Origin of the sequence: Pseudomonas fluorescens, assembly GCF_040448305.1 — a bacterium.
Classification (GTDB): domain Bacteria; phylum Pseudomonadota; class Gammaproteobacteria; order Pseudomonadales; family Pseudomonadaceae; genus Aquipseudomonas; species Aquipseudomonas fluorescens_BH.
Genome location: NZ_CP148752.1, coordinates 179,390 through 193,691 on the forward strand (window position 1 = coordinate 179,390; position 14,302 = coordinate 193,691).

12 protein-coding genes are annotated in these 14,302 nt (G+C 60.4%); 7 read left to right on the plus strand and 5 right to left on the minus strand.

Annotated features, from left to right (window positions below; translation table 11 throughout):
- Window positions 1-67 precede the first annotated feature (67 nt).
- On the plus strand, window positions 68-1,141 hold the full coding sequence (locus WHX55_RS00830) for a fatty acid desaturase (protein WP_353741828.1): 1,074 nt from the start codon (window positions 68-70) through the stop codon (window positions 1,139-1,141).
- A 132-nt stretch (window positions 1,142-1,273) separates the two neighbouring features.
- On the opposite strand, the gene WHX55_RS00835 is transcribed toward WHX55_RS00830, so the two are convergent.
- Genes WHX55_RS00835 through WHX55_RS00845 form a run of 3 tightly spaced genes read right to left on the minus strand, consistent with a single transcriptional unit; the run spans window position 1,274 to window position 5,310 of the window.
- A complete protein-coding gene (locus WHX55_RS00835; protein WP_353741829.1) occupies window positions 1,274-2,884 on the minus strand; it encodes an arylsulfatase in 1,611 nt (536 codons plus the stop codon).
- Window positions 2,885-2,899: 15 nt separating this feature from the next.
- On the minus strand, window positions 2,900-3,715 hold the full coding sequence (locus WHX55_RS00840; RefSeq protein WP_095944998.1) for an ABC transporter ATP-binding protein: 816 nt from the start codon (window positions 3,713-3,715) through the stop codon (window positions 2,900-2,902).
- A complete protein-coding gene (locus WHX55_RS00845; RefSeq protein ID WP_353741830.1) occupies window positions 3,712-5,310 on the minus strand; it encodes an ABC transporter permease subunit in 1,599 nt (532 codons plus the stop codon). The genes WHX55_RS00840 and WHX55_RS00845 overlap by 4 nt, the downstream gene beginning before the upstream one ends.
- Window positions 5,311-5,713: 403 nt before the next feature.
- Here WHX55_RS00845 and WHX55_RS00850 point away from each other — a divergent pair, with 403 nt between their 5' ends.
- The gene (locus WHX55_RS00850) at window positions 5,714-6,727 is read left to right on the plus strand and encodes an ABC transporter substrate-binding protein (RefSeq protein WP_150755912.1); all 1,014 of its coding nucleotides are present in this window, start codon (window positions 5,714-5,716) and stop codon (window positions 6,725-6,727) included.
- Window positions 6,728-6,832: 105 nt separating this feature from the next.
- Here WHX55_RS00850 and WHX55_RS00855 read toward each other — a convergent pair whose 3' ends face one another.
- A complete protein-coding gene (locus tag WHX55_RS00855; RefSeq protein WP_353741831.1) occupies window positions 6,833-7,753 on the minus strand; it encodes a LysR family transcriptional regulator in 921 nt (306 codons plus the stop codon).
- A gap of 183 nt (window positions 7,754-7,936) precedes the next feature.
- Between WHX55_RS00855 and WHX55_RS00860 the strand changes: the two genes are divergently transcribed.
- Window positions 7,937-8,857, plus strand: a complete 921-nt coding sequence (locus WHX55_RS00860; RefSeq protein ID WP_353741832.1) for a TauD/TfdA family dioxygenase — start codon at window positions 7,937-7,939, stop codon at window positions 8,855-8,857.
- Between the two features lie 134 nt (window positions 8,858-8,991).
- Complete coding sequence (locus tag WHX55_RS00865; RefSeq protein WP_353741833.1) at window positions 8,992-11,352, plus strand: TonB-dependent receptor; 2,361 nt, start codon at window positions 8,992-8,994, stop codon at window positions 11,350-11,352.
- A 53-nt stretch (window positions 11,353-11,405) separates the two neighbouring features.
- On the opposite strand, the gene WHX55_RS00870 is transcribed toward WHX55_RS00865, so the two are convergent.
- A complete protein-coding gene (locus WHX55_RS00870) occupies window positions 11,406-11,717 on the minus strand; it encodes a hypothetical protein (protein ID WP_150756841.1) in 312 nt (103 codons plus the stop codon).
- Between the two features lie 374 nt (window positions 11,718-12,091).
- Between WHX55_RS00870 and WHX55_RS00875 the strand changes: the two genes are divergently transcribed.
- Genes WHX55_RS00875 through WHX55_RS00885 form a run of 3 tightly spaced genes read left to right on the plus strand, consistent with a single transcriptional unit; the run spans window position 12,092 to window position 14,074 of the window.
- The gene (locus WHX55_RS00875) at window positions 12,092-12,901 is read left to right on the plus strand and encodes an energy transducer TonB (protein WP_353741834.1); all 810 of its coding nucleotides are present in this window, start codon (window positions 12,092-12,094) and stop codon (window positions 12,899-12,901) included.
- A 44-nt stretch (window positions 12,902-12,945) separates the two neighbouring features.
- The gene (locus tag WHX55_RS00880) at window positions 12,946-13,671 is read left to right on the plus strand and encodes a MotA/TolQ/ExbB proton channel family protein (RefSeq protein ID WP_353741835.1); all 726 of its coding nucleotides are present in this window, start codon (window positions 12,946-12,948) and stop codon (window positions 13,669-13,671) included.
- 1 nt (window position 13,672) lies between these two features.
- Complete coding sequence (locus WHX55_RS00885) at window positions 13,673-14,074, plus strand: biopolymer transporter ExbD (RefSeq protein WP_008045412.1); 402 nt, start codon at window positions 13,673-13,675, stop codon at window positions 14,072-14,074.
- The last annotated feature ends 228 nt before the right edge of the window (window positions 14,075-14,302 follow it).

The following is a 14,302-nucleotide window of genomic DNA, read 5'->3' on the forward strand; positions in this document are numbered from 1 at the left end:
TCTCGGCTACCGCGTTGCGAAGGATCGCAAGGCAGGATGCAACCATCAATAACCAGAGGATGGAAGCATGGACCGTACTTCTGCAAGCCCCCAACGACTGAATGCATCCCAACGATCAGCCCATATCCGTGAAGTGGTGCTGGCCAGAGGCGTCGAGCTGCGCGAGCAATACCCGATTCTCAAGCATCAGGACGCCCTCGGCGCGGGCATTCTGGCCTTCGCCCTGGCCGGCATGTTCGGTTCGGCGGCGCTCTACATGACCGGGCACATGGCGTGGTGGGCGTGCCTGTTGCTCAACGCATTTTTCGCCTCGTTGACCCATGAGCTGGAACACGACCTGATCCACAGCATGTACTTCCGCAAGCAGAAGATGCCGCACAACCTGATGATGGGGTTGGTGTGGCTGGCGCGGCCGAGCACGATCAATCCGTGGATTCGCCGCCATCTGCACCTCAATCACCACAAGGTGTCGGGTTCTGAAACCGACATGGAAGAACGCGCTATCACCAATGGCGAACCATGGGGTATCGCGCGATTCTTGATGATCGGCGACAACATGATGTCGTCGTTCATCCGTATGCTGCGGGCCAAGACCTGGGCGCAAAAGATCAGCATCGTCCAGCGCACGCTGAAGGTCTACGCACCGCTGGCGCTGATGCATTGGGGCGCGTGGTACGTGTTTCTCGGTTTCCACGCAGCGAACGGCATTGCGCATCTGATGGGCGCACCGATCGAGTGGTCGGCGACCACGTTGTCGGTGATGCAGGTGATCGACATCGCGGCGGTGGTGATCATCGGCCCGAATGTGTTGCGCACGTTCTGCCTGCACTTCATCAGTTCGAACATGCACTACTACGGTGACGTGGAGCCGGGCAACGTGATGCAGCAGACCCAGGTCCTGAATGCCTGGTGGCTGTGGCCGTTGCAGGCGTTCTGCTTCAACTTCGGCAGCAGTCACGGGATCCATCACTTTGTGGTGAAGGAACCGTTTTACATCCGCCAACTGACTGTGCCGGTGGGGCACAAGGTGATGCGCGAGATGGGCGTGCGGTTCAATGATTTCGGCACGTTTGCGCGGGCTAACCGGTTTGAGGGCAAGGAAGAAGTGGCTGCAGAAAAGGGGCGTACGGCTCAGGCTTGAGGGTTGTTTGTAAGGGCCTCTTCGCGAGCAGGCTCGCTCCCACATGAGATCTCGGTTGTTCACAAATATTGTGTTCACTGAAGATCAAAGGTGGGAGCGAGCCTGCTCGCGAAAGCGGTGTATTAGGCAACATCAATCCGGCTGAAACGGCGACTCGCTCAGGATCACCCCGGTCTCATCCACATACCGTTGCCAATGTTCGATCAAGGTACCAAGCTTCTGCGGTTGGCTCGATGCCAGGTCATGAATCTCCCCCGGATCATTGCTCAGGTCATACAGCTGCCAGGTCGCCGGCCCCACCGGTCCCGGGATGTACACCGCCTTCCATTGCCCCTGCCGAATCGCCCGTCGTCCGAACAGTTCCCAACCGGTGACGGTGTGCTCGTCATGCACTTGCGCCGTCTCGCCCGACAGAAACCCCAGCCACGACTTCCCGCGAACTTCTGCCACGGGTTTGCCGTGCCATTGCTTGCCCGGATGGCGCACGCCGGCAAGATCCAGAATGGTCGGTGTGATGTCCATCACCGTGCCAAACCCATGGCTGATCTGGCCCTTGAGCGGCAGCTGCGGGTAGTGCACCAGCGCCGGAACACGGATCCCGCCTTCGGTGGTGAAGGCTTTGAACAGCCGCGACGGCGCGGTCGCCACTTGTGCCCAGTTCGGCCCATACCAGACGTAGGAGTTGGCGCGGCCGATGTTGTCCAGGCTGTTGTCGTAATGCTGGTTGAGGTAAGTCAGCAACTGCGGGCCGAATTTCGGAAAGGCCTCCAGCAACGCCCCTTCGGCACCGTTATCGGACATGAACAGGATGAAGGTGTTGTCCAGTTGCCCTTGCTGGCGCAAGTAATCGACGACCCGCCCGATGTTCCAGTCCATGCGCTCGACCATCGCCGCATAAACCTCCATGGCCCGCGCGGAGATCTGTCGTTGCTCATCGCTCAGGGCAGCCCATTGTGCAGTCAACTGGATCAACGGATGCGGCTCGACATCGGCCTCGATCAGACTGAGTTTTTTGAGTTTTTCCAGGCGCTCAAGGCGCAGCACTTCAGGGCCGGCGTCATAGCGCCCGCGGTATTTTTCCACCACCTCGGCCGGCGCCTGCAGCGGCCAGTGGGGGGCGGAAAACGGCAGGTAGGCGAAGAACGGACGGGTCTGGTCGCGCTCTTTGAGGTATTGCAGCAGCTTGTCGCCAAAGGCATCGGAGGAATAGAAATCCTTGGGCAGTTCATCGATGAATTGGTCGTCTTCGATGTACAGCGCCGGGGTGGATTTCAGCAGCCGTGGCGTCGTTTCATCGTAGGTCGGCTCGAAGCCGTAATGATTGGCGGCGCCGGGCAGCAGCGAAAACGAACGCTCGAAACCCCGGGCGTGAGGCGCCAGTTCTGCGGTTAGGCCCAAGTGCCATTTGCCGCTCATCAAGGTCTGGTAACCGGCCTCGCGCAACAGTTCGGGCAGGGCGACCACGCGGTCGTTCAAATGCCCTTCGTAACCCGGTTTACCGATCAGGTCCGGGGTCAATGCTTCGGCCATGGTGCCGATGCCGGCGATGTGGTGATCGGTGCCGGTGAGCAGCATCGAACGGGTCGGCGAGCAGGTCGGTGCGGTGTGAAAATCGGTCAGGCGCAGGCCATTGTTGGCCAATGCATCGAGGTTCGGCGTATTGATTTCGCCACCGAAGGCACCGAGGTCGGAAAAGCCCAGGTCATCGGCCAGGATCACTAGAAAGTTGGGACGTTGCGGCATCAAGCATTTCCTTTTTCAGTAGGCAATGAAGGACAACGGCAGATCGCGGACCTGCACCGGCACGGGGGGCTGGTAGTGATCGTCGCTGGTGAGTTCGTGAAGCAGTTCCTCGCGCAGCTGGTGGAAGTCGAAACTGCTGCGCTGGCGTGGATGGGGCAAGGCAATGTCGACCACTTGCTTTATCCGCCCCGGACGCGGCTCCATCACCACCACGCGGTCGGCGAGGAAGATCGCTTCCTCGACATCGTGGGTGACCAGCACGGTGGTGATTTTTGCTCGGGCGCGGATCGCCAACAGTTCGTCCTGCATCTGTTGGCGAGTCAGGGCGTCGAGGGCACCGAAGGGCTCGTCCAGCAGCAGAATTCGCGGGCTGGCCACCAGGCCGCGAGCAATGGCCACGCGCTGCGCCATGCCGCCAGAGAGCTGGTGCGGATAGGCGCGGGCAAAGTCGCCCAGGCCCACCAGTTCGATGAAATCATGGATGCGCTTGTGCTTTTGCGCAGCGCTGAGTGGCTCGTTGACCAGGCCCAGGCCGATGTTGTCGGCCACGCTCAGCCACGGGAACAAGCGGTGTTCCTGGAAGACGATGCCGCGCTCGCCGCCGATGCCGGTGACGGCTTTTCCGTCCACACTGATCTGCCCGCGAAACTGCGTATCGAGGCCCACCAGCAGCCGCAGCAAGGTGGATTTGCCGCAACCGCTGGAGCCGACGATGGCGACGAACTCGCCCTCGGCGATGTCCAGGTTGAATTCGCGAATGGCCTCAAGTGTAAAGCCGTCGACGTCGAAGGTTTTGCCCACGTGATTGAAGCTGACAATCGGTGCGTTCATGCGTGTCTCCAGCGAGTGGCGCGGATTTCCAGGCGTTGGCCAATGAGGTTGAGCAGGGCACCGGTCAGGCCCACCAGCAGCATGCCGGCCATGATCAGGTCCATGCGCAGCAATTGCTGGGCGCCGATCATCTGGCTGCCGATGCCGCCGTTGGACGGCATAAAATATTCGGCGCCGATGGTGCCGAGCCAGGCGTAGATCAGGCTCAGCCGAAGCCCTGCAAAAATCCCCGGCGCCGCGCCCGGTAACACCAGTCGACCCAGGCGCTGGCGCAGGTTCAGACGCAACACCTGCGCGGCTTCGTTGAGTTGTGGCGACAGGTGCGCGACGCTGCGTTGGGTGGCGATGAACAGCGGGAAAAAGGCGGCGAGGGCAACGAACACCCACTTGGCCAATTCCCCCAGACCGAACCACGCGGTGAGCAGCGGCACCCAGGCGAATATGGCGATCTGGCGGATGGCGGCGAGGGTGGGGCCGAGCACGCGTTCGCTGGTGCGCGACAACCCCAGTAGCAACCCCAGGGCAAACCCGAGCCCGCCACCAAGCAGCAATCCGCCAAGGGTTCGGCCCAGGCTCAGGGCCATGCCGCCAAGCAGTGTGCCGTCGAGCAAACCATCCCGGGTGGTCTGCAGGACGGCCAGCGGGCTGGCCAGAATGTTCGCGTCAATCCACTGCTGATCCGAGGTCAGTTGCCACAACGCCAGAAGCACCAATGGCAGCAGCCACGGTTGCAAGCGCTGCCAGCCTTGATAACGCGGCCCGCGACGGATTTCGGCGGTGGCCGGGTGCGGCCAGTGCACCAGTTTCCTGTCCAGCAAACCGATGCCGCGATCCATCGCCACGCCGATCAAACCGATCACCACAATGCACACGAACACGATGTCGAGCATGAACAACTGCCGCGCCCAGACCATCAGGTAGCCGATGCCTTCACTGGAGGCGAGCAGTTCGACAGCGAGCAGTGAAGTCCAGCCGGCGGCCAGCGCGAGGCGCACACCGGCCATGAACGCCGGTAGCGCGGCAGACAGCACCAGGCGGCGGATCAACAAGTGCCTGGGCAGGCGCAACACGGCGGCGGCTTCGCGCAGCTTGGGTTGTGCGTCGCGCACACCGACCAGTGTATGCAGGGTCACCGGCACCACGATGGCCTTGATCAACACCACCAGCTTCAGCACTTCGCCAATGCCGAAAAACACCATGAACAATGGAATCCAGGCCAGGGTCGGGACTTGCGCCAACCCGGCGAAGGTTGGAAATACCAGACGCTCCAGTCGACGGCTGAAACCCAGTGCCGCACCCAAAACAGCACCAGCGCTGATCCCGGCCAGCAGCCCCCAGAACAAGCGTTGCAGGCTGATCCACAAATGGCTCCACAACTCGCCTTGGGACAGTTCCAGTGCGCCGCTCCAGACCTGGGTCGGCGCCGGCAGGATCTGCTCGCTCATCCAGTGATTGTGGCTGGCGAGCCACCAGAGCGTGAACAGGGTGACCGGCAGCAACCAAGGCAACAGCCGACGATTCAGACTGGGCCAAAGGCGCTGGTTTTCCAGTGGTGGCACGGCCAGCGGCAGGCTGAGAAGAGAAACACGGGCCATGGATGACCTCCGTTGTCGGGTTGCAATACAGGCCTGCTTTTTTGTAGGAGTGAGCCTGCTCGCGATAGCGGTGTGTCAGGCAAAGATGTCTCGATTGACCTTCCGCTATTCGCGAGCAGGCTCGCTCCTACAAGGGTTCAAGGCGTATGCAAAATTGATCTATAAAATTAAAAATCAATACTATTGAGAGATAAGAGAAGCCATTTATGGCCTCCCTAAGCCTCCGCATCCAATGCATTCGAAGAATATTTTTGATGCCGTTTGGGCATATCGGCCAAGAGCCCCGGATGCGTTGATATAGATCTAAAAGATCTAAAAATGTGAATTTATAGTATTTAAGTGTTGGTTCCACTTCGGCCTACTTTCGGCTCCTCAACGCCCGTTGCCCCAAGGAGCCGCACCCATGAACCTTCCATTCAAACGTGTCATCAGTCTGTTCGCCGCACCGGCCCTTGCGGGGCTGCTGGTTTTCACGGCCAACGCCGATGAGCTCAAGGAAATCCGCATCGCGGTGCCGGACCTGAGTGCCGGAACCCAGCACAGTGGTGGCGGTGTCGTGGATGTGCTGCGTGATCAACAGATCTTCGAAAAGGCTTTCGCCGATCAAGGCATCAAGATTCAGTGGAGCTTCTTCAAAGGCGCAGGCCCGGTGATTAACGAGGCGTTCGCCAACGGTCAGGTGGACCTGGCCTACCTCGGCGATCTGGCGGCCATCATCGGCAAGTCCAATGGTCTGGATACGCGACTGCTCAGTGCCTCGGCGCGCGGGGTGAAGCATTACCTCGGCGTAGTGCCGGGTTCGGGGATCAAGACCCTGCAGGACCTAAAGGGCAAACGCGTGGCCATCTTCCGTGGCACCGCCAGCCAGTTGTCCTTCGATGCGGCACTGGCCAGCCAGGGGTTGAGCGAGAAGGATGTGAAAGTCATCAACCTGGACTTCAACGCGGCGGTCGCGGCGCTGGCGGCGAAGCAGATCGATGCCTCGTGGGGCGGTTCCGGGCTGACGGCGTTGCAGGCCAAGGGGCTGGCCGAGTTGCCGCTCAATACCAAGGACCTGGGCGGCGCCGGCAGTGTACAGGCGGTGCTGATAGGGACCGGGAAGTTTGTCGATGCGCATCCGGAGGCAGTGGCGAAACTGCTCAAGGCCCAACAGCAGGCCGTGGAGTGGCTGACCCAGGACAGCAACAAGGACGCCTACATTCAGCTGGTGTCGGGGCTGGCGAGTTATCCGGCGGTAATTCTTTCTCAGGATTTGAAGGATCAGAAACTGAGCGAGGTTTTCCCGTCGACGCTTGACCCGGTGTTCCTTGGCAAATTGCAGGACGCGGTGGATTTGGCTTCGCAGCAGAAGCTGATTCGCAAGTCGTTCAAGGTCAGCGATTGGGTGGCGCCGGAACTGGCTGCGGCCAAGCTCTGAATCTTCAGTGAGCTCACTGGCCTCATCGCGAGCAGGCTCGCTCCCACACTGACCGTGTGAACACCGGAGATCCCCTGTGGGAGCGGGCTTGCTCGCGAAGAGGCCCTAAACCGCGACGCCGATCTGCTGCCTGTCCACCGCCACCAACGTCTCGATCATCGCCCGCGCCGCCGGCGACAAGCGGAACCCGGTGCGGCTGACGATCCCGCACCGCGCATTCATGCTCTCGATGTTCTGCGGCAGGTTGCGCCAGTGCAGCAGCACCAGTGAACCCTGGGCAATGTCTTCAACAAACGCTTCTTCAGTCCCCACGCCAATCGCATTCGATTGCAGCACCACTTTCACCAGCGCCGGGAAATGCTCGGTCTCGATGGTCGGCGAAAAGTCCACCCGTCCACTGAGGTTCGCCAGCAGTTTGCGAATGCCCGGCGGGATCATCGTGGTTGCCAGTGGGTAATCGAACATGTCGTTGGTCGACAGGCTTTCCTTGGCCAGCAGCGGATGCCCGGGCCGGCAGAAAAACACACCGCGCTTGGGCGTCAGGGCCTGGGTCTGGAAGTTCGGGTCGGACTCGAAATGGCGGATGTCGGCGATGAAAAATTCGATCTCCTCACGGCTCAGCGCACGGCTGAGTTTTTCCCAGTTATCCACCTCGAAACAGGTGCGCACTTTCGGATGCGCATTGATGAATTGCGCCACCGCATCCGGCACCAGTTTCACCGCCGGTGCCGGGCCGCAACCGAAGCGCAGCTCACCGGCATCAAGCTTGGTCATCTGCGTCACTTCGCAGCTGAGCAACGCCGCACCCTGCACCAGGCTGCGGGCATGTTGCAGCACCACCAGGCCTTCGGGGGTGGGGCGCAAGTCCTTGTTGCCACGGTCCACCAGCACGCAGCCGAACTCGTGTTCGAGCCCCTGAATGCTGCGGCTGAAGGCAGGCTGGGTAATGCCCATGGCCTCGGCCGCGCGCACGAAACTGCGGTGTTCGTCGAGGGCGATGAAGTAACGCAACTGGCGAAGATCCATATGCTTTTCCGGCATCCTAAAAATAGCTCGAAGGCATTTGCGACGAGGGTTGACTGAGGTTTTAAATGCAAGCTCTTATTCCGTCAACGAAGCATTAAGATATCTATTAGATCTAAATAGAATATATATAGAGCAGTGTTTCGCGGCCGGTTCAACCGCAAGCAGTCTGATGAGGGTCTACCCATGAGCAATGCCGCTTTCGCAGTACAACCCGCTGTTCACGCGCTTGAAATCCATCCGGTGGCCGGTCGCATCGGTGCCGAAATCCGTGGCGTACAGCTTTCGGGCGAGCTGGATGCCGCCACTGTTGAAGCCATTCAACAGGCACTGCTGCAATACAAAGTGATCTTCTTCCGCGAGCAGACCCAGCTCGACGATCAGCGTCAGGAGGCGTTCGCCCACCTGCTCGGCGAACCTGTTGCACACCCGACCGTACCGGTGCGCGAAGGCACGCGTTTTCTGCTGGAACTGGACGGTGCCGAGGGCCAGCGAGCCAGCTCGTGGCATACCGACGTGACCTTCGTCGAGGCCTACCCCAAAGCTTCGATCCTGCGCTCGGTGGTGGCCCCGGCTTTCGGCGGCGACACCCTGTGGGCCAACACCGCCACTGCCTATGACGGGTTGTCGGCGGAGCTGCGTGAGCTGACCGACAAACTGGTCGCCGTGCACAGCAATGAATACGACTACGCCGGCACCCGGCCTGACGTCTCGGCCGAGAAGCTGGAGCGCTATCGCAAGATCTTCACTTCGACCGTCTACGAGACCGAACACCCGGTGGTCCGCGTGCACCCGCTCAGCGGTGAGAAAAGCCTGTTGCTGGGGCATTTCGTCAAGCGCATCAAGGGCTATTCCCAGGCTGATTCGACGCACCTGTTCGGCCTGCTGCAAAGCCATGTGATCCGCCAGGAAAACATCGTGCGCTGGCGCTGGAAGGCTGGTGATGTGGCGATCTGGGACAACCGCTCCACCCAGCATTACGCGGTTGATGACTACGGGACCCAGGACCGCATCGTGCGGCGGGTGACGCTCAAGGGTGAAGTGCCGGTGGGTGTGAACGGGCAGGTCAGCCAGACGGTGAAAGGGCCGGATATCGAAGGCGTCTGAGCCGACGCTATCGCGAGCAGGCTCGCTCCTACAGGGGATCTTCGGAGTTCACAGGACCAGTGTGGGAGCGAGCCTGCTCGCGATGGCGGCCTATCAAGCAACAAAGAATTTACTTTGATCGGGAACCCCGCCTTATGAGTCCGTTGCACGTCGCTTCAACCTCTTCACCCCAACGGCTCAAACGCCTGCCACTGGCCTTGTTGCTGGCAGGCAGCGCCAGTTGGAGCCAGGGCTATGCGGCCGAAAGCACGCCCCCTGAAACCACTCCCAAAAAAACCGCCACGGCCGACAGCGCGCAATTGGAAACCGTGACGGTCACCACTCGCCGCCGCGAAGAAAGTTCGCAGGATGTGCCGACGCCCATGAGTGTGGTCAGCGGCCAGACCCTGGAAATCCAGCGGGTCTATCGCATCCAGGATCTGCAGCAGCTGGTGCCCAGCGTCAACGTCGCCTACATGCATGCGCGCCAGTCCAGCGTGTCGATCCGTGGCCTGGGCAACAACCCGGCCAGCGATGGCCTGGAAGGCAGTGTCGGCCTGTACATCGACAACGTTTACCTGGGCCGCCCCGGTATGGCCGTATTCGACCTGATGGACATCGAGCAGCTCGAAGTGCTGCGCGGTCCGCAGGGCACCTTGTTCGGCAAGAACACCACCGCCGGCGTGATCAACATCAGCACCCGCGCGCCGACCTTTACCCCTGAACGCAGCATCGAATCTTCGGTGGGCGAGGACGGCTACTTCCAGACCAAGGGCACGATTTCAGGCCCGCTGAATGACGAGCTGGCGGGACGCTTTTCCGCGTATCGCACCCGTAGCGACGGTGATATCAAGAATGAATTCGACGGCCACGAGTTGAACGGCGGCTCGCGCGATGGCTTCCGTGGTCAGTTGCTGTTCAAGCCCAACGAGTCATTCAGCCTGCGCTGGATCGGCGACTACAACGAAGAAGATTCCAGCGCCGGCACCCGTGTGTTGTTCAACACCGGCCCGACCATCAATGGCACCAATCTTTACCAGCGCCGGGCCAATGCGGCGGGTGCGACACTGGTTGACGGCACGCACCGCAAGGTCAATCTGAACAACGAACAGCACGTCACCGTGCATCAGGGCGGTACTTCGGTCGAGGCCAACTGGACGCTACCGAGCGACTTCACCCTGACCTCCATCAGCTCCTATCGCTGGTGGAATTTTACCCCGCGCAATGATGACGGCCTGAACGTCTCCACCTTCTTCAATGCCGGGGTTTCGGTGGAGGATAAGCAGTATTCCCAGGAGTTTCGCCTGGCATCGCCTACCGGCGGACTCTTCGATTACGTGCTCGGTGCTTATTACTTCGGCTCCGATCTGGACAACAAATCCTTCGCCTTTTACGGCCCGCAAGCGGACATCTGGAACGGCACGCCCAACGGTGCATTGAACAACATCGACAGTGTCGGCAACGGTCATATCGAAACCAACAGTTTCGCGCTGTTCGCCCAAGGCACCTGGCACCTGACTGAACGCCTGGATTTCACTGCCGGGTTGCGCGGCACCTATGAGGAGAAAAACGCCAGGGTGACCCGTGATGCACCGGCCGGTGGTGCAGCGGTCACCGGTGCGGCGGCCGCGGCACGACGTGCTCGCGCCGGCGTCTTCGATTCCGGCGATCTGAACCAGTACAGCTCCAGTCCCTCGGGCCTGTTGAACCTTAGCTACCGCCTCACCGACGACCTGCTCACTTACGCCACGTTGTCCCATGGCGAAAAATCCGGTGGGGTCAACCTGGCCGTCGGCACGGCGCCGGTGGCCGGTGCCGACTCGCTGCTGATCGGCACCGAGCGCGCCAACAACGCCGAACTCGGTTTCAAGAGCACCCTGTGGGAGCGTCGCCTGCAACTCAACGCCAACCTGTTCTGGACCCAGGTCAACGGCTATCAGACCAACGCCTACGACGACGTCAATCGCGTGCAATACCTGACCAACGCCGGCTCCGTGCGCTCCCGCGGCGTGGAGTTCGAAAGCACCCTGATCCCGCTGCGTGGCCTGACGCTGAACATCAATGGCTCGTACAACGACGTCAGCTACCTCTCGTACAAGGACGCGCCGTGCCCGCCGGAAGTCAGCCTGGCGCCGGGCGCTCCGGCGTCCTGCGACCTCAGCGGCCATCAAGTGGTGGGCGCCTCGAAATGGATCGGCAACGCCAATGGTGAATACAAATGGAACCTGAGCAACGGCTTCGAAGAGTACGTCACCGCCAGCTATGCGTTCCGCTCCAAGGCGGTGGGCACGGTGGAAGATTCCGACTTCGGGCAGATCCCGAGTTATGCGGTGGTCAACCTGTCCACCGGCCTTCGCGGCGACTTCAACCAGGGGCAGTGGGACGTTTCGCTGTGGCTGAAAAACGCCTTCGACAAAACCTACTACACGACGCTGTGGACGGCCGCGAACGGCGGGTATGAAGGCCTGCTTGCCACGCCTCGGACATTGGGTCTGACCGGTCGATATGACTTTTGAACGGCACAAAAAAACCTGCGGCTTTCCGGGGAAAACCGCAGGAGGAAATCGCCTCAGTTGCCGGTGATCAATACGCAGGTTTGGGCTTTACAACCCTTGCCGGTACTCAGTGAAACGAACCTGATGACCGCTTCGGGTGTGGAGGTGGAAAAGGTGAGGGTTGCGTCTTTGAAGTCCTGGGTCTGAAAGCGCTCATCCGGCAATACGACACCTTTCCATTTTCCCTGGAAGACGTTGATCGGGTAGCTGGTCTTGTTTCTGATCTCGAGTTCAATCGCTCCCGTGTCCTTGGGGGTGGCCGCAAAAATCGAGAGTGGCGCCAGTAACAGCGCCATGCAGATCAATGGCCGGGTAGTGAATGTCATGGGTACTCATCCTGAGTTGATTGATTGGTGTGGGTACATCGCTTGTCGTTCTAAAACGGGCGGTGGCGCTTTAGCAATGTTGCGGTTGTAAGGGGGCATGTGCGTTTGCCGAAAACGGCCAAAAAGCATGCCTGCCGAGAATATTTTCCATGCCTTGTAAGCATGTGGTTGCAGGCCCCTGGCCAGACGCCTTGCGGAATCAGGCGTGCAGCCATTCGAACATTTCTGTTATTCGTTTTGGTTCTATTTTCAACTTTAAAAATTACTTTCGGGGATAAGCGTGCCGACCAATGATTCACCCAGCGACCTGTCGTGTGGGGGATGTTGAGCACGATGTTTCGCTAATCCGCAAAGAGACCGCAGGGAGTTAAACAATGGGCAATGTCCAGACCGCCGCCGGTGCACATGAAGTGCTGTGGCGCCAGGCACCCGGTGGTGAGTTGGTCGACCTCGGCCGACCGCATCGGGTGCCCTTGGGCCAGTTGCGTTTGCAGCGTGCACCCAAAGACGTCCTTCGCCGACGGGAAGCGATCGTGCTGGGCGTGCTGGCGTTGCTGGTGCATGGCGCGGTGATCTTTTGGGTCAATCAGCAACCGACCACCGTGCTGCCCATCGTGCCACCGCAGATTCCGCCGATGACCATCGAGTTCTCGCGTCCGGCGCCACCGGTGGTCGAGCCGCCGCCACCGCAACCTGTCCAGCCTGTGGTGGAGCCGCCTGCGCCCGTGGAAGACGAACTGGCGGTGAAACCACCTCCACCGAAGCCGGTTCCCAAGCCCAGGCCGGTGGCCAAACCGATACCGAAACCGGCACCAAAAGCCGTTGAACAACCACCTGCGCCGCCACAACCGGCAGCGCCTGTCGCGGCCCCGGCGCCACCTGCACCGCCGGCGCCCGCACCTGTGACACCAGCCTCGGCCACCGCCGGTTACTTGAAAAACCCGGCGCCGCAATACCCGTCACTGGCCCAGCGTCGCGGCTGGGAAGGCACGGTGTTGTTGCGCGTGCAGGTGCTGGCCAGCGGTAAGCCCGGCGAGATCCAGCTCCAGAAAAGCAGCGGTCGCGATGCACTCGACGAAGCCGCGCTGAATGCAGTGAAACGCTGGAGTTTCGTGCCGGCCAAGCAGGGCGATGTCGCCCAGGACGGCTGGGTCAGCGTGCCCATCGATTTCAAGATTCATTAAACCGAAACCAATTTCGCGCGAAACGTTTACACGAGGAATACACCATGACGTTACTGGCCTCTCCACTTGAATCCATCGAAAGCGCGGTGATCTGGCTGCTGGTGGTTTTTTCCGTCGCGACCTGGGGTCTGGCATTGCTCAAGGGCGTGCAGTTCGGTCGCCTCAAGGCACAGGATCGAAAGTTTCATCAACAGTTCTGGGCCGCTTCGAGCCTCGACTCGGCGGCCGAACTGAGCGAAACCCGACCCGGAGCGGCAGCCCGGGTTGCACAGGCCGGTTATGCGGCAATCCAGGTGGGCGAGGCGCCGCAGGCGGCGGACTTGAGCCAGGCGATCAATCATCAGGATCGTCTGGAGCGTGCCTTGCGTCAGCAGATCGTGCGTGAGCGCCGGTCGCTGGAAACCGGGTTGGCGGTGCTCGCGAGCATTGGCAGCACCTCGCCGTTCATTGGTTTGTTCGGCACGGTGTGGGGAATCATGGAAGCGTTGAAAGGCATCAGCGCGGCAGGCTCGGCAAGCCTTGAAACGGTCGCCGGACCGATTGGCGCGGCACTGGTCGCCACCGGTGTAGGGATCGCCGTCGCGGTGCCGGCGGTGCTGGTTTACAACTATTTTTTACGTCGTTTGAAACTGACGGCGGCGGACCTGGATGACTTCGCCCATGACTTCTACAGCCTGGCGCAGAAGAGTTCGTTCCGCGTACTGATCCACTCGACGGCGCACAAGGTGGCAGCCCAGGGCAATGCGCAGAAAGTGAAGGAGGCGTCCTGATATGGCCTTCTCCACGCAAGACACCGATGAGGTGCTCAGCGAGATCAACGTGACGCCGCTGGTGGATGTGATGTTGGTGCTGCTGGTGGTGTTCATCGTCACCGCACCGCTGCTGACCAACGCGATACCGATCAACCTACCCAAGACCGAAGCGGTGGCGCCGGTGGAACAGAAAGACCCGTTGGTGGTGAGCATCGACGGTGCCGGCAAACTGTTTATCAACAAGGACGAGATACAACCGGACTTGCTGGAGTTCAACCTCAAGTCGGCGAAGGCCAAGGACCCCGAGGTGCGCGTGCAGTTGCAGGCGGACGATGGGGTGAATTACGGCGAAGTGGCGCGGGCCATGGCGTCGATTGAACGGGCAGGGATTACCAGGTTGTCGGTGATTACTGCGCGTTAACAGATTTTCGTTTTCCGGGGCCGTCTCCTTGGCAGGGTGCGGCCCTTTTTTTGCCTCGATTTTCGCGAACACCGCAGTACCCCTGTGGGAGCGAGCCTGCTCGCGATGGCATCTTCAAATTCAACATCAAGGGTGGCTGATCCATCGCTTTCGCGAGCAAGCCCGCTCCCACAGTTGACGGTGGTTTATATTCGATATGAGTCTTAATAAATAGCTTCTTATTCCTTA

What these genes read in the sequence shown, in the direction of transcription:
- WHX55_RS00885 (WP_008045412.1), top strand. Translation starts at nt 13,673, where the DNA reads ATGGCCTTCTCCACGCAAGACACCGATGAGGTGCTCAGCGAGATCAAC.
- WHX55_RS00855 (WP_353741831.1), bottom strand. Translation starts at nt 7,753, where the DNA reads ATGGATCTTCGCCAGTTGCGTTACTTCATCGCCCTCGACGAACACCGC.
- WHX55_RS00865 (WP_353741833.1), top strand. Translation starts at nt 8,992, where the DNA reads ATGAGTCCGTTGCACGTCGCTTCAACCTCTTCACCCCAACGGCTCAAA.
- WHX55_RS00850 (WP_150755912.1), top strand. Translation starts at nt 5,714, where the DNA reads ATGAACCTTCCATTCAAACGTGTCATCAGTCTGTTCGCCGCACCGGCC.
- WHX55_RS00845 (WP_353741830.1), bottom strand. Translation starts at nt 5,310, where the DNA reads ATGGCCCGTGTTTCTCTTCTCAGCCTGCCGCTGGCCGTGCCACCACTG.
- WHX55_RS00835 (WP_353741829.1), bottom strand. Translation starts at nt 2,884, where the DNA reads ATGCCGCAACGTCCCAACTTTCTAGTGATCCTGGCCGATGACCTGGGC.
- WHX55_RS00880 (WP_353741835.1), top strand. Translation starts at nt 12,946, where the DNA reads ATGACGTTACTGGCCTCTCCACTTGAATCCATCGAAAGCGCGGTGATC.
- WHX55_RS00860 (WP_353741832.1), top strand. Translation starts at nt 7,937, where the DNA reads ATGAGCAATGCCGCTTTCGCAGTACAACCCGCTGTTCACGCGCTTGAA.
- WHX55_RS00840 (WP_095944998.1), bottom strand. Translation starts at nt 3,715, where the DNA reads ATGAACGCACCGATTGTCAGCTTCAATCACGTGGGCAAAACCTTCGAC.
- WHX55_RS00830 (WP_353741828.1), top strand. Translation starts at nt 68, where the DNA reads ATGGACCGTACTTCTGCAAGCCCCCAACGACTGAATGCATCCCAACGA.
- WHX55_RS00875 (WP_353741834.1), top strand. Translation starts at nt 12,092, where the DNA reads ATGGGCAATGTCCAGACCGCCGCCGGTGCACATGAAGTGCTGTGGCGC.
- WHX55_RS00870 (WP_150756841.1), bottom strand. Translation starts at nt 11,717, where the DNA reads ATGACATTCACTACCCGGCCATTGATCTGCATGGCGCTGTTACTGGCG.